We start from the raw sequence: 18,588 nt of genomic DNA, 5'->3' as shown, positions 1-18,588 counted from the left end.
TTGCAGCAACGTTTCAGGCGTGTCGAGCGCCGCGGACTTTCTTCGCAACTGTGCCGATTTCGTCATCCGCAGCTGCGCAAAACATCAATCGCCCGACGCCTGATGAGTTCACTGTTTAGCCGTTCCAGTGACTTCACACCTGCCTATCCAATAACTCACAAGAAGGCGATGCCATGTCAGGCCAAGGCAAGTTCAAAAAACAACTTTCATTGATCGACCTCACCTTTATCGGGCTGGGGGCGATCTTCGGTTCCGGCTGGTTGTTCGCGGCCAGTCACGTGTCGGCGATTGCCGGGCCGGCGGGGATTTTTTCCTGGTTGCTGGGCGGGTTTGCCGTGTTGCTGCTGGGCATCGTCTACTGCGAACTGGGCGCTGCGCTGCCCCGGGCCGGCGGTGTGGTGCGTTACCCGGTTTACAGCCACGGGCCGTTGCTCGGTTACCTGATGGGTTTTATTACGCTGATCGCGTTTTCCAGTCTGGTGGCGATCGAGGTGGTTGCTTCGCGCCAATACGCGGCGGCGTGGTTTCCCGGCCTGACCAAGGCCGGCAGCGGAGATCCGACCCTGCTCGGCTGGCTGGTGCAGTTCGGCCTGCTCTGCGTGTTCTTCCTGCTCAACTACCGCAGCGTAAAAACCTTCGCCAAGGCCAACAATCTGGTCAGCGTGTTCAAGTTCATCGTGCCGCTGCTGGTGATCGGCGTGCTGTTCACCTTCTTCAAACCGGAGAATTTTCAGGTTCAAGGTTTCGCCCCTTTCGGGCTCTCGGGCATCGAGATGGCCGTCTCCGCCGGCGGCGTGATCTTCGCCTACCTCGGCCTGACCCCGATCATCTCGGTGGCCAGCGAAGTGAAGAATCCCCAGCGCACCATTCCGATTGCGCTGATCCTGTCGGTGCTGCTCTCCACCGCGATCTACGTGTTGCTGCAAACCGCCTTTCTCGGCGGCATCCCGACCGAACTGCTCGCCAATGGCTGGGCCGGGGTTTCCAAGGAATTCGCCCTGCCGTACCGCGACATCGCCCTGGCGCTGGGCGTGGGCTGGCTGGCGTATCTGGTGGTCGCCGACGCAGTGATCTCCCCCAGCGGCTGCGGCAACATCTACATGAACGCCACGCCTCGGGTGATCTACGGCTGGGCGCAGACCGGCACGTTCTTCAAGGTCTTCACCCACATCGACGCGAAGTCCGGCATCCCGCGTCCGGCGCTGTGGCTGACCTTTGCCCTGTCGGTGTTCTGGACCCTGCCGTTCCCGTCCTGGGAAGCGCTGATCAACGTGGTGTCCGCCGCGCTGGTGCTCAGCTACGCCGTGGCGCCGGTGTCCGTGGCTGCGCTGCGTCGCAATGCGCCTGATATGCCGCGCCCGTTCCGGGTCAAGAGCATGGGCGTGCTGGGGCCGGTGTCGTTCATCATCGCTGCGCTGATCGTTTACTGGTCGGGCTGGAACACCGTGTCCTGGCTGCTTGGCCTGCAAATCCTGATGTTCGTCGTCTACCTGCTCTGCGGCCGCTTCGTGCCGACCGCCCACCTCAGCCTGTCCCGACAAGTGCGCTCGTCCGCGTGGCTGATCGCCTTCTACGCCGTGACCATCGTCCTGTCGAAACTCGGCACCTTCGGCGGCCTGGGCATCCTCACCCATCCGTTCGACACCCTGGTCGTCGCGGCCTGTGCGATGGGCATCTATTACTGGGGCGCCGCCACCGGCGTACCGGCACACCTGCTGCGTCTGGAGTCCGAAGAGGATGAGAGCGAAGTCGCTTCGACGTCCCCAGCCTCCGCCGCCAACCCGCGCACTGCCGGCGCTTACTGAAATCACTCAACGGGACCTGTCCATGAAACGAGTACATGTCATTGATTCCCACACCGGCGGCGAACCCACGCGCCTGGTGATGAAGGGTTTTCCCGAGCTGTCCGGCCGCACCATGGCCGAGAAGCGCGACGCCCTGCGCAACCAGCATGACCAGTGGCGCCGCGCCTGCCTGCTGGAACCGCGCGGCAACGATGTGCTGGTGGGCGCGCTGTATTGCGAGCCGGTGTCGCCGGACGCCACCTGCGGGGTGATCTTCTTCAACAACGCCGGTTACCTCGGCATGTGCGGCCACGGCACCATAGGCCTCGTTGCATCGCTGCAACATCTGGGGCTGATCGCGCCGGGCGTGCACAAGATCGACACCCCGGTCGGCCCGGTCAGTGCCACGTTGCATGAAGACGGCGCAGTGACGCTCGGCAACGTGCCCGCCTATCGCTCGCAAAAACAGGTGGCGGTGGAAGTGCCGGGATACGGGCGCTTCCTCGGTGATGTGGCCTACGGCGGCAACTGGTTTTTCCTGGTCTCCGAACACGGACAGACGCTGACGATGGACAACGTCGAAACCCTCACCGACCTCACCTGGAAAATGCTCAAGGCCCTGGAAGACCAAGGCATCCATGGCGAGGACGGCGCGCTCATCGATCACATCGAACTGTTCGCCGATGACGCCGAGGCCGACAGCCGCAACTTCGTCATGTGCCCCGGCAAAGCCTACGACCGCTCCCCTTGCGGCACCGGCACCAGCGCCAAACTGGCGTGTCTGGCCGCCGACGAAAAACTCGCGCCGGGAGAGCGCTGGGTGCAAGCGAGCATCACCGGCAGCCAGTTCGAAGGCCGCTTTGAATGGGAAGGCGAGCGCATCCGCCCCTACATTACCGGCCGCGCCCACATGACTGCCGACAGCACATTGCTGATCGACGAGACCGATCCGTTTGCGTGGGGCATCTGAGCCGCTGCGCTGTTGTTTCAATCCCATCCGAATGACCGTTCCAAGGAGAACAACAATGAGCGACAACATCTTCACCGGCTGCATGCCCGCCCTGATGACCCCGTGCACCGCCGCGCGCAAACCGGACTTCGATGCCTTGGTGGCCAAGGGTCGCGAGCTGATCGACATCGGTATGAGCGCGGTCGTGTATTGCGGCTCCATGGGCGACTGGCCGCTGCTCACCGAAGCCGAGCGTCAGGAAGGCGTGGCGCGACTGGTGGCCGCCGGCATTCCGACCATCGTCGGCACCGGCGCGGTCAACACCCGTGAAGCGGTATCCCACGCCGCCCATGCGGCGAAAGTCGGCGCACAGGGTTTGATGGTGATTCCTCGAGTGCTGTCCCGCGGCGCTTCGGCGGCAGCGCAAAAAGCCCACTTCGCGGCGATTTTGCAAGCCGCACCGAACCTGCCGGCAGTGATCTACAACAGCCCTTACTACGGCTTTGCCACCCGCGCCGACCTGTTCTTCGAACTGCGCCGTGAATACCCGAACCTGATCGGCTTCAAGGAATTCGGCGGTGGCGCCGACCTGCGCTACGCCGCTGAAAACATCACTTCCAAGGATGATGACGTGACCCTGATGGTCGGTGTCGATACTCAGGTCGTGCACGGTTTCGTCAACTGCAACGCCACCGGCGCCATCACCGGCATCGGCAATGCCCTGCCCCGCGAAGTGCTGCAACTGGTGGCCCTGAGCAAGCAGGCGGCCAAGGGCGACGCCAAGGCCCGACGCCAGGCGCGCGAGCTGGAATCGGCGCTGGCGGTACTGTCGTCCTTCGACGAAGGCACGGATCTGGTGCTGTATTACAAACACCTGATGGTGCTCAACGGCGACAAGGAATACACCCTGCATTTCAATGAAACCGATGCGCTCAGCGATTCGCAGCGTCGTTATGCAGAAGCGCAGTACACGCTGTTCCGTCACTGGTACGAAAACTGGTCGACGGAACAGAACTTCGCCTGACCTGCCGCTGCGCTCAAGCCCGCCGCCAACCACGGCGGCGGGCCTTATTCGTGACCTGCTCTATTGATAAGGAATGCGCCATGACCCTGACGGGCCAACTGCTGATCGGTCAGCAAACCCTCACCGGCGACCGCGACGTCATCCACGGGATAAACCCCGCCACCAACTCGCCTTTGGAGCCGGCCTACGCCGGCGGCTCTGCCGAACATGTCGAGCAGGCCTGCGCGCTGGCCTGGGCGGCGCTCGACCGTTATCGCGAGACAACGCTCGAGGCACGGGCCGAATTCATTGAATCCATCGCGAGCGAAATCGAAGCCCTGGGCGACGAACTGATCGACCGCGCCATGGCCGAAACCGGCCTGCCGCGACCGCGCCTGCTGGGCGAACGGGGCCGCACCTGCCAGCAACTGCGGCTGTTTGCCCGCACCGTGAGGGCAGGTGAATGGCTGGATGTGCGAGTCGACAACGCGCAACCGGAGCGCCAGCCGATGCCGCGTTCGGATCTGCGTCAGCGGCAGATTCCCTTGGGCCCGGTGGCGGTGTTTGGCGCGAGCAACTTTCCACTGGCGTTTTCCGTGGCCGGTGGCGATACCGCTTCGGCGCTGGCTGCTGGCTGCCCGGTGATCGTCAAGGCCCACGGCGCCCATCCCGGCACCAGCGAACTGGTCGGCCGCGCCGTAGCACGGGCAGTCAAGGCCTGTGGTTTGCCGGAAGGTGTGTTCTCGTTGCTGTACGGCTCGGGCCGTGAAGTCGGGATTGCACTGGTCAGCGATCCACGGATCAAGGCGGTCGGCTTCACCGGTTCGCGCAGTGGCGGCCTCGCGCTGATCAAAGCGGCTCAAGCCCGGCCCGAGCCGATTCCGGTGTATGCGGAAATGAGTTCGATCAATCCGGTGTTGCTGTTTCCGACAGCGCTGCAGAATCGCGCCGAAGCCTTGGCCCAGGGTTTTGTTGCATCGCTGACCTTGGGTGCCGGTCAGTTCTGCACCAATCCCGGTCTGGTCATCGCCCGCAAGGGGCCGGCGCTGGACGCCTTCATTGGCGCCACCGCCGAACTGATCCAGCGCAGCCCCGCGCAGACCATGCTGACGCCGGGGATCTTCAATGCCTACGAATCCAGTGTGAATGCCTTCGCGGAAAATGCCCGGGCGCGCATTGCCGCGGTCGGCCAGCGAGCAACGGATCCGAATCAGGGTCAGGCCCATGTGTTCGTCACCGATGCCGCCGACTTCCTCGCGGATCATTCGTTGCAGACCGAAGCCTTCGGCGCCGCTTCGTTGATCGTGCAATGCGCCAGCGACGCTGAAATCCGTCAGCTACTCGAACAGCTGGAAGGTCAGCTGACCGCCACGCTGCACCTGGATCACGAAGATCTTGAACAGGCCCGCGCATTGCTGCCAATCCTGGAGCGCAAGGCCGGACGGCTGCTGGTCAACGGCTGGCCGACCGGGGTCGAAGTCTGCGATGCGATGGTGCATGGCGGGCCATTCCCGGCGACCTCCGATTCGCGCACCACGTCGGTGGGTACAGCAGCGATCCTGCGTTTCCTGCGCCCGGTCTGTTATCAGGACTTCCCCGACAGCTTGCTGCCGACCGCGCTCAAGCACGCCAATCCACTGTCGCTGCGCCGTTTGCTCGATGGCCAAAGGGAAGCCGCGAAAGATGCCGAATAACCCGCACGACATCGCCGTGGTCGGCGCCGGCATCATCGGCGTCGCCAGCGCTCTGCGCCTGGCCCATCAGGGCTTGCGGGTGGTGGTGATCGACCCGCAGGATCCCGGCCACGGCGCCTCGTTCGGCAACGCCGGGCACTTGGCGACCGAGCAAGTGTTTCCGATTGCCGACAGTTCGATCCTCAAACGCCTGCCGGCCATGCTCATGGACCCGATGGGGCCACTGCGCCTGGACTGGAAATACCTGCCCCGCGCCCTGCCCTGGTTTGCGCGGCTGCTGCTGAACCTGCGCTCGGCGCCGTTCCAGCGCACCGTTGCCGGATTGCGCGCGCTCAATGAAAGTTCGCTCGACGCCTGGCACCGCTTGCTCAATGACATCCAGCGTCCCGGGCTGTTGAAGATGGAAGGTTCGCTGCTGGTGTTCGAACGCCCCGACTCACGTCCGACCCTCGAAGCATTGCAGCGCCGCATGCAACAGCAACAGGTGCCGGTCGATTGGTGGCAGGCCGGTGCGGTACGCGAGATCGCGCCGCAACTCAGCGAACAGATTCAGGGCGGGCTGTTTTTTCCGAACACCGGGCATTTCATCGATCCTTACCGCGTCGTTCATGAGTTGGTCGAGGCGGCGAAAGCCCTCGGCGTGCAGTTTGTGAAACAGGCGGTTCAGGGCGGGCAACTGCACGAGCATGGCGTCAACTTGATGACCGGAAGCGGCGCGCTGTCCGCTCGCCAGGTGCTGATCGCCTGCGGCGCCCACTCGGCCAGACTCACCGCCGCACTGACCGGCAAAAAAGTCCCGCTGGACACCGAGCGCGGCTATCACCTGATGCTGCCTCACGAACACAACCGGCTGCCCTTCCCCGTCACCTCGCTCGAACGCAAGTTCATCATGACCCCGATGTCCGACGGGCTGCGCCTGGCCGGCACCGTTGAATTTGCCGGCCTCGAAGCCCCGCCGACCATGGCCCGCGCCTGGCAGTTGCATCGGTTGAGCAAGGGCTTGTTTCGTGAGGAATTGAGTATCGAGGCGGCCACGCCGTGGATGGGGTTCCGGCCGTCGCTGCCTGATTCGTTGCCCGTGATTGATCGGGTGTGTGACGGGAGGGTGTTGCTTGCGTTCGGGCATCAGCATCTGGGGCTGACGCAGGCGGCGGTGACGGCGGAGATGATTGGGGGGATGGTTTTGCCGTCGGCGCAGAACACGGCTCCTATTCTTGCGTCGAGCGAGCCCTATCGGCTGGATCGCTTTTGAGTGGCCGTCTATCGGGCGCCCTGCTGGTACTCACGGGGCGTACATCCGAATTCTCGGCGAAACACCGTATGCAGATACTGCGCGGATTTGAAACCGCACGTGCGGGCAACGTCCGCAATTGCCGTGTCGGACTTTTCCAGCCCGCGAGTGGCCGCCGCCAGTTTGAAACGCAGAATCTCGTCATGCACGCTACAACCGCGCACCGTGCGAAAGTGCGACTCCAGCGAGGAGCGCGACACGCCGACATACGCCGCGACTTGCGCGGTCTTGATGCCCTGGCAGGCATATTGACGGATAAACAGCAGCGCCTGCATCACGTAAGGGTTGCCCAATGGCTGATGCAAGCTCGACACCTGCACGTTGATCGCTTCAGGCGAGATCAGGAAATGTTCGCCCGTTGACGGCTTGCCGTGCAGCATCTGGTGCAGCAGTTGCGCGGCGGTGCGGCCCATGGTTTCGGTGCCCTGGATCACCGAACTCAGGGGAACCCGGGTCAGGCTGCGGGTCAGCGGGTCGTTGTCGATGCCGATCAACGCCACCTGCTCCGGAACGGCGATGCCGGCGGTCAGACAGGCTTGCAACAACTGCCGGGCGCGGGCGTCACTGACCGCGATGATGCCAATGGGTTTGGGCAGGCTTTGCAGCCAGGCGATCAGCTGTTCGACGGCGCTGTCCCACAGCGGCGCGCTGGTGCCCATGCCGCGATAGACTTCGGCGTGCAAGCCGTCCCGCTGCATCAATCGTAGAAAAGCCTTTTCGCGCTCCTGGGCCCATCGATTGGCCTGCGCCTCAGGCAGGCTGAAGCAAGCGAATCGCTGCAGCCCGGCCTCAATCAGGTGTTCATAAGCCAGCGTGATCAGCGCGTTATTGTCGGTCGCGACGTACGGAATCCCTTTGGGATAGGCCCGCTCATCCTGATAAGAGCCGCCCACCGCCACCACGGGCAACTTGATGTCGGCCAGCGCCTCGCCAATCAGCGGATCGTCGAAGTCGGCAATGATCCCGTCACCCTGCCAGCGCTCGATGCCTTTCAAGCGGCAGAGAAAGTCCTCTTCCAGGAACAGATCCCAGGACGCGCGCGTGCTGCTCAGGTAATTACCGATGCCACTGATGATGCCGCGGTCATAGATCTTGCTTCCGTTGAACAACAGGGCGATGCGGTGAACGGGCGGTACGGTTTTCATTGTTTTTATGCTTGTGCCGGGCCTCTTGCCGTTGAGGCGGTCTGCACAGACTAGGCGCGCCGAAGGTGAATCTCAATACGCAAAATCGCACTCGGTGTTGGTGATTTTCGTAATCGGCAGGCACAGGGCCGTTGCTAGTATCGGGACACGCCCCCCCACAACAACAACCAAGAACAACAACCAAGAACAACAGGACATTGCCAATGCCGTACTTCCCCGATGTCGACCGGATTCGCTACGAAGGTCCTGCCAGCGATTCTCCCCTGGCCTTCCGTCACTACGACGCCGACAAGATCATCCTCGGCAAGCCCATGCGCGAACACCTGCGCATGGCTGCCTGTTATTGGCACACCTTTGTCTGGCCGGGCTCCGATGTGTTCGGTGCAGGGACATTCAAGCGCCCGTGGCAACACGCCGGTGACCCGATGGAAATGGCCATTGGAAAGGCTGAGGCCGCGTTCGAGTTTTTCACCAAGCTGGGTATCGATTACTACTGCTTTCACGACACGGATGTCGCCCCCGAAGGCAATTCGCTGAAGGAGTACCGCAACCACTTCGCACAGATGATCGATCACTTGGAGCGCCATCAGGAAGAAAGCGGGATCAAGCTGCTGTGGGGCACCGCCAACTGCTTCAGCAATCCGCGCTTTGCCGCCGGCGCCGCCAGCAACCCGGATCCTGAAGTGTTCGCTTGCGCCGCTGCCCAGGTCTTCAGCGCCATGAACGCGACTCAACGCCTCAAAGGCTCCAACTATGTGTTGTGGGGCGGTCGCGAAGGTTACGAAACCCTGCTCAACACCGACTTGAAACGTGAGCGCGAACAACTGGGTCGCTTCATGCGCATGGTGGTCGAGCACAAGTACAAGATCGGCTTCAAAGGCGATTTGCTGATCGAACCCAAACCGCAGGAGCCGACCAAACACCAATACGATTACGACAGCGCCACGGTGTTCGGTTTTCTCCAGCAGTTCGGTCTGGAAAAGGAAATCAAGGTCAACATCGAGGCCAACCACGCGACCCTGGCCGGCCACAGTTTTCATCACGAGGTGGCGACGGCCGTCTCGCTGGGGATTTTCGGCAGCATTGACGCCAACCGGGGCGACCCGCAAAACGGCTGGGACACCGATCAATTCCCCAACAGCGTCGAGGAAATGACCCTGGTCACCTATGAAATCCTCAAGGCCGGCGGGTTCGGCAACGGCGGGTTCAACTTCGACTCCAAGGTGCGCCGCCAGAGCCTCGACGAAGTCGATCTGTTTCACGGTCACGTCGGCGCCATGGACGTCCTCGCCCAGTCGCTCGAGCGAGCCGCCGCCATGGTCCAGAACGATCAGCTTCAGCGTCTCAAGGACCAACGCTATGCCGGCTGGCAGCAGCCATTCGGCCAGTCGGTGCTGGCGGGTGAGTTCAATCTCCAGTCACTGGCCGAGCACGCCTTCGCCACCGAACTGAACCCGCAGGCCGTCAGCGGTCGGCAGGAAATGCTTGAAAACGTCGTCAATCGTTTCATCTATCGCTGATCGCCCACGAGGACTACGGGCGCTGTGACATTTGCGCGACAAATCTGTAGTCCGTTGTGTCTGCTGATTCTCTACAGTTCCACCAGCCCGATATTCATCGTCAGGCCGTGTCTTTCAAACAAAAATAAAAGGACGCACCACCATGAAGAACGTAAAACGCACGCTGTTTGCCGGCGCCCTGGCGTTGCTTTCGCTGCCGGTTATGGCCGACGCTGCCCACCCGAAAATCGGCTTCTCCATCGATGATCTGCGGCTGGAACGCTGGTCCCGTGACCGGGACTACTTCGTTGCGGCAGCGGAGAAAATGGACGCCAAGGTCTTCGTGCAGTCGGCCGATGCCAACGAGCAAAAGCAGATTTCGCAAATCGAAAACCTCATTTCCCGTGGCGTCGATGTCATCGTCATCGTGCCGTTCAACGCCACCGTGCTGACCAATGCGGTGGCCGAAGCGAAGAAGGCCGGGATCAAGGTCGTGTCCTATGACCGCCTGATACTCAACGCCGATATCGACGCCTACATCTCCTTCGATAACGAAAAGGTCGGCGAAATGCAGGCCAGCGGTGTGCTGCACGCGGCGCCCAAGGGCAATTACTTCCTGCTGGGCGGTGCGCCCACCGACAACAACGCGAAAGTCCTGCGTGAAGGTCAAATGAAAGTGCTGCAACCGGCCATCGACAAGGGCGACATCAAAATCGTCGGCCAGCAATGGGTCAAGGAATGGAACCCTACCGAGGCGCTGAGCATTGTTGAAAACGCCCTGACCCGCAACGACAACAAAATCGACGGTATCGTCGCCTCCAACGACGCCACGGCCGGCGGCGCCATTCAGGCCCTGGCCGCTCAACAACTGGCCGGCAAGGTGCCGATCTCCGGGCAGGACGCGGACTTGGCAGCGGTCAAGCGAGTGATCTCCGGTACTCAAACCATGACGGTTTACAAACCGCTGAAACTGATTGCCTCCGAAGCCGCCAAACTCTCGGTGCAACTGGCGCGCAACGAGAAACCCGCCTACAGCTCGCAGTACGACAACGGCAGCAAAAAAGTCGACACCATCCTGCTCACCCCGACTCCGTTGACCAAGGACAACATCGACCTGCTGGAACAGGACGGCTTCTACACCAAGGCGCAGATCGCCGGACAGTGACACTTGAGTAATGCCCCGCAGGCGTTCTGCGCCTGCGGGTTCAGTCCTGTATCTGCCGCTTGTGAGTCTCTGCCATGTCCGACTTTCTGTTGCAAATGAACGGCATCGTCAAAACCTTCGGCGGTGTCAAAGCGCTCAACGGCATCGACCTCAAGGTCAGACCCGGTGAATGCGTCGGGCTGTGCGGCGAGAACGGTGCCGGCAAGTCCACGCTGATGAAAATCCTGTCGGCGGTCTATCCCCACGGCACCTGGGACGGCGAAATCCTGTGGGACGGTCAGCCGCTCAAGGCACATTCGATCAGCGAAACGGAAGCCGCCGGCATCGTCATCATTCACCAGGAACTGACGCTGGTTCCCGACCTCTCGGTGGCCGAAAACATTTTCATGGGCCATGAGCTGACGCTGCCGGGTGGGCGGATGAACTACCCGGCGATGATCCACCGCGCCGAAGCCCTGATGCGTGAACTGAAAGTGCCGGACATGAACGTGTCGCTGCCGGTTTCGCAGTACGGTGGCGGTTATCAGCAACTGGTGGAAATCGCCAAGGCCCTGAACAAGCAGGCACGGCTGCTGATCCTCGACGAGCCTTCTTCGGCCCTGACCCGTTCGGAAATCGAGGTATTGCTGGACATCATCCGCGACCTCAAGGCCAAGGGCGTCGCCTGCGTCTACATCTCCCACAAGCTCGATGAGGTGGCCGCTGTGTGTGACACCATTTCGGTGATCCGCGACGGTAAACACATCGCCACGACCGCCATGGAAGACATGGATATTCCCCAGATCATCACCCAGATGGTCGGCCGGGAAATGAGCAACCTCTACCCCACCGAACCACACGACATCGGCGAGGTGATTTTCGAGGCGCGCCACATCACCTGCTACGACGTCGACAACCCCAAACGCAAACGGGTCGACGACATTTCGTTCAGCCTCAGACGCGGGGAAATCCTCGGCATCGCCGGGTTGGTCGGCGCCGGTCGCACGGAGCTTGTGACCGCGCTGTTCGGTGCCTACCCCGGCCGCCACGAAGGCGAGGTCTGGCTGGACGGTCAACCCATAGACACCCGCACACCGCTCAAATCAATCCGCGCCGGCGTGTGCCTGGTGCCCGAAGACCGCAAGCGTCAGGGGATCATTCCCGATCTGGGGGTCGGCCAGAACATCACCCTGGCCGTGCTGGACAGTTTCTCGAAACTGACCCGCATCGACGCCGAAGCCGAACTGGGCAGCATTGATCGGGAAATTTCGCGCCTGCACCTCAAGACCGCGAGCCCGTTCCTGCCGATCACCAGCCTGTCCGGGGGCAATCAACAAAAAGCCGTGCTGGCGAAGATGCTGCTGACCCGGCCCAGGGTTCTGATCCTCGATGAGCCGACCCGAGGGGTGGATGTCGGCGCCAAATACGAGATCTACAAGTTGATGGGGATGCTGGCCGCCGAAGGTGTGTCGATCATCATGGTGTCTTCGGAGCTGGCCGAAGTGCTCGGTGTTTCCGACCGCGTACTGGTGATCGGCGAAGGCCGGTTGCAGGGCGATTTCATCAACCATGAACTCACTCAGGAACAGGTGCTCGCCGCGGCGCTCAGCCAGCCCGACAGCCATAACAATAAAGATCGGAAATCCGCGTAAATGAATCAGGTCAAACAACTCTTCACCCGCTACAAGATGCTCGCACTGGTGTTTGCCGTGGCGTTGATCTGGCTGTTCTTCAGCTGGCAGACCGAGGGCGGATTCCTGACACCCCGCAACCTCTCCAACCTGCTGCGCCAGATGTCGATTACCGGGATTCTCGCCTGCGGCATGGTACTGGTCATCATCAGCGGCGAGATCGATCTGTCGGTCGGCTCATTGCTGGGCCTGCTCGGCGGCGTGGCAGCCATTCTTGATGTTGTCTATCACATACCGCTGCTGGCGAACCTGAGCCTTGTGGTGGTGTGCGGGCTGCTGATCGGCCTCGCCAACGGCTACATGGCGGCGTACCTGCGCATTCCGTCGTTCATCGTCGGGCTGGGGGGCATGCTGGCTTTCCGGGGCATCTTGCTGGGGATCACCGGGGGCACGACCATTGCGCCGGTGTCGCCGGAACTCGTCTACATTGGCCAGGGTTATCTGCCACATACGATCGGCGCCGGTCTGGGTGTCCTGCTGTTCGCACTGACGCTGTTCCTGACCTGGAAACAACGGCGCAATCGCGCCCTTCACGGCCTCGCGGCACACTCATTAGTGCGTGACGTGGCACGCGTGTTGTTGATCGGCGCGGTGCTGGCCGGTTTCGTCCAGACCCTCAACAGCTACGACGGCATTCCCGTGCCGGTCCTGCTTTTGCTGATTCTGCTGGGCGGATTCAGCTACGTGACCAGCCAGACCGTGTTCGGCCGACGCGTCTATTCGGTGGGCAGCAACATGGAAGCGACGCGCCTGTCCGGTATCAATGTGCAGGCCGTGAAGCTGTGGATTTTCGGGATCATGGGGGTAATGTGCGCCCTCGCCGGCGTGGTCAACACTGCGCGCCTGGCCGCCGGCTCGCCCTCGGCCGGCAGCATGGGCGAACTCGACGCCATCGCCGCCTGCTTCATCGGTGGCACCTCGATGCGCGGCGGTTCCGGCACAGTCTACGGCGCACTTCTCGGCGCACTGGTCATCACCAGCCTGGACAACGGCATGTCCATGCTCGACGTCGACAGTTACTGGCAGATGATCGTCAAGGGCAGCATTCTGGTGTTGGCTGTCTGGGTGGATGTGAGTACGCGGACCGGGCGGCGGTGAGCAGGTTTTAACTACCCGAACGCCCCCCGCACAAAATCAATGAAGCTCCGCAGTTTGGGTGTCAGCCTTGGATCCGGTGCATACAACAGATTCATCGGCGAAACCGGCACCCTGTACTGCGGCAGCAGACTCACCAGTGTGCCGCTCCTCAGCGAATCCTTGACCAGTTCCAGCGGCAGCATCACCACCCCCAGCCCTGCCACTGCTCCGGACAGCAACGGGTCGCCCTGATTAATCGTCAATCGGCTTTTAATCGGCACGTCGATGCAGCCTTCCGGGCCTTCGAATCGCAGATGTGAGCGGCCGTCCGAATAGGCGAACGCCAGGCATTCATGTTCCTGAAGATCCCAGGGCGTGGTGATGGGTGGGCGGCGTGCGAGGTAGGACGGTGCTGCGCACAGCACCATGTGATAGGGCATCAGCGGCAATGCCTTCAGCCCGCTGTCGGCGAGTTCGCCGATGCGAAACACTGCGTCATAACCGCCGTCCACCAGGTCGACCAGTTCGTTCGACAGCGTCAGATCCACCGACACTTGCGGATAACGAACCATATACTCCAGCAGCTTCGGCGACAGCGTGCTGACACCGAACGTGACGGGTGCATTGATCCGCAACCGGCCGCTGGGCACGCCTCGAGTCACAGCGGCCATTTCTTCGGCGGCGTCCATGTCGGCCAGAATCAGTTTCGCCCGCTGATAGAACGTACGGCCGAAATCCGTGAGGCTTTGCTTGCGGGTGGTGCGGTTGAGTAGCGAGACGCCCAAGTGTTGCTCGAGCATTTTCACCTGCTTGCCGACCATTTGCGGGGACTGGTTGAGTTCGTCCGCCACCGCGCTGAAGGAGCCCAGCTCCACCGCTTTGACGAAGGTGGCCATGAGTGTGAGGCGATCCATTGGAAACTCGTTGTTTCTAGTGTTGCGCCATCCTAGGCCTTTATCCGGAACAGGCCAAAGCCTAAATTGGCGTCCATGGCACCGGTTTACGCCGGTGCAATTTCATCGATAACCGAGGAAGTACAGATGGCACGCATTGTCAGGATTCATGAATACGGTGACGCGAGCGTCCTGAAACTGGAAAACGTCGACGTCCCGGCACCGGCGGCGGACGAAGTGCAGATCGAGGTCAAAGCCTTTGGCCTGAATCGCGCCGAAGTGATGTTCCGCAATCACGCTTATCTGCAGGAAGCCGAGTTTCCCAGCCGTCTCGGCTACGAAGCCGCCGGCGTGGTGGTCGCGGTCGGCGCCAACGCCAGCGAATTCAAGATCGGTGATGCCGTCAGCCTGATTCCGCCGCTGGACATCGCGCGCTGGGGCACTTACGGCGAGCTGGCCAATGTGCCAACCCACCTCACGGTCAAGCACCCGCAGAACCTGTCATTTGAACAAGCGGCGGCGTCCTGGATGCAATACGTCACCGCGTGGGGTGCGCTGGTCGAACAGGCCAGACTGCAAAAGGACGACTTCGTGATCGTCACCGCCGCCTCCAGCAGCGTCGGCCTGGCAGCCTTTCAGATTGCCAAAATGGTCGGTGCCACTTCGATTGCCATCACTCGAACCCGTGCCAAGAAACAGGCCCTGCTCGACGCCGGCGCGGCGCACGTGATCGTCAGCGACGAGGAAGACATGGTTGCAGCAGTCATGGCCTTGACCGACGGCAAAGGCGCGCGGGTGGTGTTCGATCCGGTGGGCGGCCCGTCGTTCGAACCGCTGACCCAAAGCATGGCGCGCGGCGGCATCCTGCTGGAGTATGGTGCCCTGAGCCCGGAGCCGACGCCGTTCCCGCTGTTTACCGTGCTGGGCAAATGCCTGACCCTCAAGGGTTACCTCTACACGGAGGTCGTCTCCGATCCGGCCACCCTGGCACGCGCCAAGACTTTCATCGGCGATGGGCTGGCGTCCGGCGCGCTGCAACCGATCATTGCCAGGACATTCGCTCTGGATGAAATTCAGGAGGCGCATCGCTTTCTTGAAGCCAATCAGCAGGTCGGGAAGATTGTCGTCACGGTTTGAGGTGACAGTCCCCTGCTCTCCTGTTTGCGCTAGAAACGACGAAAGCCTGCTTTTTTCAAAGCAGGCTTTCGTCTATCCGGCATCCGGTTATTTCTGATGCGCGGTCAGCGCTGCATAACCATTCATCAAGTTGCGGTAGTTCGGGATGCGCTGGGACAGCAGGTTGCCCAGGCCTTCGATGTCGTTGCGCCAGTCGCGGTGCAGCTCACAGGCGACCGAGAACCAGTTCATCATTTGCGCGCCGGCCTGGGTCATGCGGTTCCATGCGGCCTGTTGCACGGTGGTATTGAAGGTGCCGGAGGCGTCGGTCACCACGAACACGTCAAACCCTTCCGCCAATGCCGACAGGGTCGGGAACGCTACGCAGACGTCGGTCACGACACCGGCGATGATGATCTGCTTGCGGCCGGTGGCCTTGATTGCCTTGACGAAGTCTTCGTTGTCCCAGGCGTTGATCTGGCCTGGGCGGGCGATGTACGGCGCGTCCGGGAACATTTCCTTGAGTTCCGGCACCAGCGGGCCGTTCGGGCCTTGTTCGAAACTGGTGGTGAGGATGGTCGGCAATTCGAAGAACCTGGCCAGATCGGCCAGCGCCAGCACGTTGTTCTTGAACTCGTTTGGCGAAAAGTCCTGAACCAGAGAAATCAGACCGGTCTGGTGGTCGACCAGCAGAACCACGGCGTCGTCTTTGTTCAGGCGGTTGTAGGTTGGAGTGCTCATGTTTGAATCCCTTTTTAGTTGTGGAAGTGCGTTTGCGTTCAAGATGGGCACAGATTACTGACTCGCCTGAAAGCGATAAATCGTCTGAAACGCGTTTCACCGTCAACCGAAAGAGGACAATCCACAATGTTTGCTTCCAGACTGAGTGCCGGAGAACCCGGTTTGCCGATCAGCGTTTCCGCCAGTCAGCGGTATTCTTTGAAAGGAACTGCCACGTGTGGCCAAGAACTGGAGCCTGATGGTTGGCTTGCCGATAGTGGGAAAACGCCGTAAGCCGACGCTTCACGATTTATTTACCGGTTCAACCTTGGAATCGGTCCACACTCCCTCATATGAAGGAACATCTGCGACCCATTCGAGAGGAAGGACAAGCCATGACCACTCAAACCGAAACCGCCATTCTCGCCGGCGGCTGCTTCTGGGGCATGCAGGACCTGTTGCGGCGCTACCGCGGCGTGCTGAAGACGCGGGTCGGCTATTCCGGCGGCGATGTGCCGAACGCCACTTACCGCAACCATGGCAATCATGCCGAAGCCATCGAGATCGTCTTCGATCCGGCCGTGATCAGCTATCGGCAGATCCTCGAATTCTTCTTCCAGATCCACGATCCGAGCACGCCCAACCGTCAGGGCAACGACCTCGGCCCAAGCTATCGTTCGGCGATCTATTACCTGAACGAGCAACAACGCGATATCGCCGAAGACACCGCAGCCGATGTCGATGCGTCAGGCCTTTGGCCAGGTCGTGTGGTCACCGAAATCGAACCGGCGGGACCGTTCTGGGAGGCGGAACCGGAGCATCAGGATTACCTCGAGCGCATACCGAATGGCTACACCTGCCACTTCATTCGCCCGAACTGGAAGCTGCCCAAACGCGGTTGAGGTCCAGCGCGGTTCGGTGCTGTAACCCATTCATCTATTGCTGCAGCGACACCTGACTGCTTGTATCCTTGCACGCGATGAGGACAAGCGACTGCCGTCATTGCCTTGATCCAATAGCCTCTGGAACGGACTTTCCATAAGGTAGTGACGTGAAGCGAGATACCCACCTGGTTGTGCTTTTGCTGTTGGTTATCGGCTGCTCCCTGGCCTCACTGACTGTCTGGAAGGTGCTGGCCTCTCGAGAGCGAGCGCTGGAGGAAGTGGACATTCACGGGTTGAACCTGACCCAGGCGCTTGTCACCTATTCCGAAGGCATCGTCCGCCAGAGTTCGGCGCTTTTGCTCGGGCTCGTCGAACGCCTGGAAACCGAAGGCAGTGGCCCCGTTCAGATCCAGCGGATCAGTTCGCTGATCGACCGGCAGGAGTCGCTGATGCCACAGCTCAGCGGCATCACCATCTACGACAGTCAGGGACGCTGGCTGATGTCCTCCAACCGGCCGATTCCGGCCGGGGCCAATAGCAGTGATCGCACCTATTTCATTCATCACCGCGATGATCCCTCCCCCGAGACCTTTATCGGTCCGCCCATTCAAAGCCGCACCAATCAGGAATGGGTAATTACCGTCAGTCGACGTTTCAATGATGCTCGCGGTGAGTTTGCCGGAGTGGTCGCGGTGACCTTGGGCATCGAAAACTTTCTGCGGCTGTTTGGAAAGATCGATGTCGGCCAGGAAGGTGCCATCGGGTTGTCCTATACCGACGGTACGTTGCTGGTTCGCTACCCCTTTCGCGAGCAGGACATGGGGCGCAATTTTTCAAAGTCACCGATCTACGCCAAGTACCTGGTGGATCACTCTGTCGGCACCGCCTCGTTCACCTCCAGCCTGGACGGTGTGGAAAGGCTCTACGCCTTTCGCAAAAGTGACCGGCTGCCGCTGATCACGACTGTCGCACTCGGGAAACGCGAAGCCCTCGCCGCGTGGCGAACAGAGGCGCTGCTATCGGCCGTGGTGGTGACGGGCCTGCTGGCGCTTACGGGTCTCATCGGCTGGTTTTTGATACTGGATATTCGACGCAGAACCCAGGTAGAAGCGGAGTTGATGGGCACTCAGCAGCAGTTGCTTTCGTCAAACAGGCAACTTGAGCTGTTGGCGATGAAGGACGCCCTGACCGGTCTGGCCAATCGACGCTGCTTCGATGTGACACTGGACGTAGAGGCGCGACGAGCGCAGCGCGACGGCACATCCTTGGCATTGCTGATGATTGATATCGACTACTTCAAACTGTTCAACGATTCCCACGGGCATGTTGCCGGCGACGATTGTCTGCAACGCGTTGCTAACGTGGTGGAGGCGTGCGTGCGCCGTCCCTCGGATCTTGTGGCGCGGTATGGCGGTGAAGAGATGGGCGTCATCATGCCCAATACCGACAGCGAAGGTGCGCAGATCGTGGCGCAACTGATCCTCGACCGATTGAAGCAAGCGAACATTTCCCACGAATCCAGCCCGTTGGGACGAGTGAGTGTCAGCATCGGGATTGCCACTGCCACCGGCTCCCGGCTAACCCCCGTGCAAGGTTTGATCGAAGCCGCCGATGAAGCGCTTTACAGTGCCAAGGCCCTGGGGCGAAACAGGTGGGTGAAACTGCCCAACTTGATCTAGCCTCAAGTGAAACCACGCG

Annotated in this window: 15 protein-coding genes; 12 read left to right on the top strand and 3 right to left on the bottom strand. The window is 61.1% G+C overall.

Annotated elements, in window-relative coordinates:
* Window positions 1–173: 173 nt before the first annotated feature.
* The 5 genes from CAF73_RS21010 to CAF73_RS20990 all read left to right on the top strand — a co-directional run bounded on the left by CAF73_RS21010 (window position 174) and on the right by CAF73_RS20990 (window position 6,682).
* Complete coding sequence (locus CAF73_RS21010; protein WP_085700352.1) at window positions 174–1,805, top strand: APC family permease; 1,632 nt, start codon at window positions 174–176, stop codon at window positions 1,803–1,805.
* 22 nt (window positions 1,806–1,827) lie between these two features.
* A complete protein-coding gene (locus CAF73_RS21005; RefSeq protein WP_085700353.1) occupies window positions 1,828–2,754 on the top strand; it encodes a 4-hydroxyproline epimerase in 927 nt (308 codons plus the stop codon).
* Window positions 2,755–2,809: 55 nt separating this feature from the next.
* The gene (locus CAF73_RS21000; protein WP_085703714.1) at window positions 2,810–3,757 is read left to right on the top strand and encodes a dihydrodipicolinate synthase family protein; all 948 of its coding nucleotides are present in this window, start codon (window positions 2,810–2,812) and stop codon (window positions 3,755–3,757) included.
* A gap of 80 nt (window positions 3,758–3,837) precedes the next feature.
* Window positions 3,838–5,430 carry an aldehyde dehydrogenase (NADP(+)) gene (locus CAF73_RS20995; RefSeq protein ID WP_085703713.1) on the top strand — a complete coding sequence of 531 codons (1,593 nt, stop codon included), beginning with the start codon at window positions 3,838–3,840 and terminating at the stop codon, window positions 5,428–5,430.
* Window positions 5,420–6,682, top strand: coding sequence for an FAD-binding oxidoreductase (locus CAF73_RS20990; RefSeq protein ID WP_085703712.1), 1,263 nt, complete (start codon window positions 5,420–5,422; stop codon window positions 6,680–6,682). The genes CAF73_RS20995 and CAF73_RS20990 overlap by 11 nt, the downstream gene beginning before the upstream one ends.
* 8 nt (window positions 6,683–6,690) lie before the next feature.
* Here CAF73_RS20990 and CAF73_RS20985 read toward each other — a convergent pair whose 3' ends face one another.
* Window positions 6,691–7,866 carry a XylR family transcriptional regulator gene (locus CAF73_RS20985; RefSeq protein WP_085703711.1) on the bottom strand — a complete coding sequence of 392 codons (1,176 nt, stop codon included), beginning with the start codon at window positions 7,864–7,866 and terminating at the stop codon, window positions 6,691–6,693.
* A 203-nt stretch (window positions 7,867–8,069) separates the two neighbouring features.
* Here CAF73_RS20985 and xylA point away from each other — a divergent pair, with 203 nt between their 5' ends.
* The 4 genes from xylA (at window position 8,070) to CAF73_RS20965 (ending at window position 13,298) form a co-directional block, all read left to right on the top strand.
* Window positions 8,070–9,386 carry a xylose isomerase gene (xylA, locus tag CAF73_RS20980; RefSeq protein WP_085703710.1) on the top strand — a complete coding sequence of 439 codons (1,317 nt, stop codon included), beginning with the start codon at window positions 8,070–8,072 and terminating at the stop codon, window positions 9,384–9,386.
* Window positions 9,387–9,528: 142 nt separating this feature from the next.
* Complete coding sequence (gene xylF, locus CAF73_RS20975) at window positions 9,529–10,530, top strand: D-xylose ABC transporter substrate-binding protein (protein WP_085700359.1); 1,002 nt, start codon at window positions 9,529–9,531, stop codon at window positions 10,528–10,530.
* A 74-nt stretch (window positions 10,531–10,604) separates the two neighbouring features.
* On the top strand, window positions 10,605–12,161 hold the full coding sequence (gene xylG, locus CAF73_RS20970; RefSeq protein ID WP_085703709.1) for a D-xylose ABC transporter ATP-binding protein: 1,557 nt from the start codon (window positions 10,605–10,607) through the stop codon (window positions 12,159–12,161).
* Window positions 12,162–13,298, top strand: a complete 1,137-nt coding sequence (locus CAF73_RS20965; RefSeq protein ID WP_085700361.1) for a sugar ABC transporter permease — start codon at window positions 12,162–12,164, stop codon at window positions 13,296–13,298.
* Window positions 13,299–13,309: 11 nt separating this feature from the next.
* On the opposite strand, the gene CAF73_RS20960 is transcribed toward CAF73_RS20965, so the two are convergent.
* Window positions 13,310–14,191: a LysR family transcriptional regulator gene (locus CAF73_RS20960; RefSeq protein WP_085700362.1), complete on the bottom strand. Its 882-nt coding sequence runs from the start codon at window positions 14,189–14,191 to the stop codon at window positions 13,310–13,312.
* A 126-nt stretch (window positions 14,192–14,317) separates the two neighbouring features.
* On the opposite strand from CAF73_RS20960, the gene CAF73_RS20955 reads away from it, so the two are divergent.
* Window positions 14,318–15,307: a zinc-dependent alcohol dehydrogenase family protein gene (locus CAF73_RS20955; protein ID WP_085703708.1), complete on the top strand. Its 990-nt coding sequence runs from the start codon at window positions 14,318–14,320 to the stop codon at window positions 15,305–15,307.
* Window positions 15,308–15,394: 87 nt separating this feature from the next.
* Here CAF73_RS20955 and ycaC read toward each other — a convergent pair whose 3' ends face one another.
* Window positions 15,395–16,027, bottom strand: a complete 633-nt coding sequence (gene ycaC / locus CAF73_RS20950) for an isochorismate family cysteine hydrolase YcaC (protein ID WP_085700364.1) — start codon at window positions 16,025–16,027, stop codon at window positions 15,395–15,397.
* A 374-nt stretch (window positions 16,028–16,401) separates the two neighbouring features.
* Between ycaC and msrA the strand changes: the two genes are divergently transcribed.
* Entirely contained in the window at window positions 16,402–16,908 is a 507-nt protein-coding gene (gene msrA / locus CAF73_RS20945) for a peptide-methionine (S)-S-oxide reductase MsrA (RefSeq protein ID WP_085703707.1), read from the top strand.
* Between the two features lie 149 nt (window positions 16,909–17,057).
* Complete coding sequence (locus tag CAF73_RS20940) at window positions 17,058–18,569, top strand: sensor domain-containing diguanylate cyclase (protein ID WP_085703706.1); 1,512 nt, start codon at window positions 17,058–17,060, stop codon at window positions 18,567–18,569.
* Window positions 18,570–18,588: the final 19 nt, after the last annotated feature.

It is taken from the genome of Pseudomonas sp. B15(2017), assembly GCF_002113215.1.
In the GTDB taxonomy this organism is placed as follows: Bacteria; Pseudomonadota; Gammaproteobacteria; order Pseudomonadales; family Pseudomonadaceae; genus Aquipseudomonas.
This window is presented reverse-complemented; position numbering and strand designations above follow the sequence as displayed.

Excerpts from the sequence above, each read along its gene's own strand:
- CAF73_RS21005 (WP_085700353.1), top strand. The coding sequence starts at position 1,828 with ATGAAACGAGTACATGTCATTGATTCCCACACCGGCGGCGAACCCACG.
- CAF73_RS20955 (WP_085703708.1), top strand. The coding sequence starts at position 14,318 with ATGGCACGCATTGTCAGGATTCATGAATACGGTGACGCGAGCGTCCTG.
- ycaC (WP_085700364.1), bottom strand. The coding sequence starts at position 16,027 with ATGAGCACTCCAACCTACAACCGCCTGAACAAAGACGACGCCGTGGTT.
- CAF73_RS20990 (WP_085703712.1), top strand. The coding sequence starts at position 5,420 with ATGCCGAATAACCCGCACGACATCGCCGTGGTCGGCGCCGGCATCATC.
- xylF (WP_085700359.1), top strand. The coding sequence starts at position 9,529 with ATGAAGAACGTAAAACGCACGCTGTTTGCCGGCGCCCTGGCGTTGCTT.
- CAF73_RS21000 (WP_085703714.1), top strand. The coding sequence starts at position 2,810 with ATGAGCGACAACATCTTCACCGGCTGCATGCCCGCCCTGATGACCCCG.
- xylA (WP_085703710.1), top strand. The coding sequence starts at position 8,070 with ATGCCGTACTTCCCCGATGTCGACCGGATTCGCTACGAAGGTCCTGCC.
- CAF73_RS21010 (WP_085700352.1), top strand. The coding sequence starts at position 174 with ATGTCAGGCCAAGGCAAGTTCAAAAAACAACTTTCATTGATCGACCTC.
- xylG (WP_085703709.1), top strand. The coding sequence starts at position 10,605 with ATGTCCGACTTTCTGTTGCAAATGAACGGCATCGTCAAAACCTTCGGC.
- CAF73_RS20995 (WP_085703713.1), top strand. The coding sequence starts at position 3,838 with ATGACCCTGACGGGCCAACTGCTGATCGGTCAGCAAACCCTCACCGGC.
- CAF73_RS20965 (WP_085700361.1), top strand. The coding sequence starts at position 12,162 with ATGAATCAGGTCAAACAACTCTTCACCCGCTACAAGATGCTCGCACTG.
- CAF73_RS20985 (WP_085703711.1), bottom strand. The coding sequence starts at position 7,866 with ATGAAAACCGTACCGCCCGTTCACCGCATCGCCCTGTTGTTCAACGGA.
- msrA (WP_085703707.1), top strand. The coding sequence starts at position 16,402 with ATGACCACTCAAACCGAAACCGCCATTCTCGCCGGCGGCTGCTTCTGG.
- CAF73_RS20960 (WP_085700362.1), bottom strand. The coding sequence starts at position 14,191 with ATGGATCGCCTCACACTCATGGCCACCTTCGTCAAAGCGGTGGAGCTG.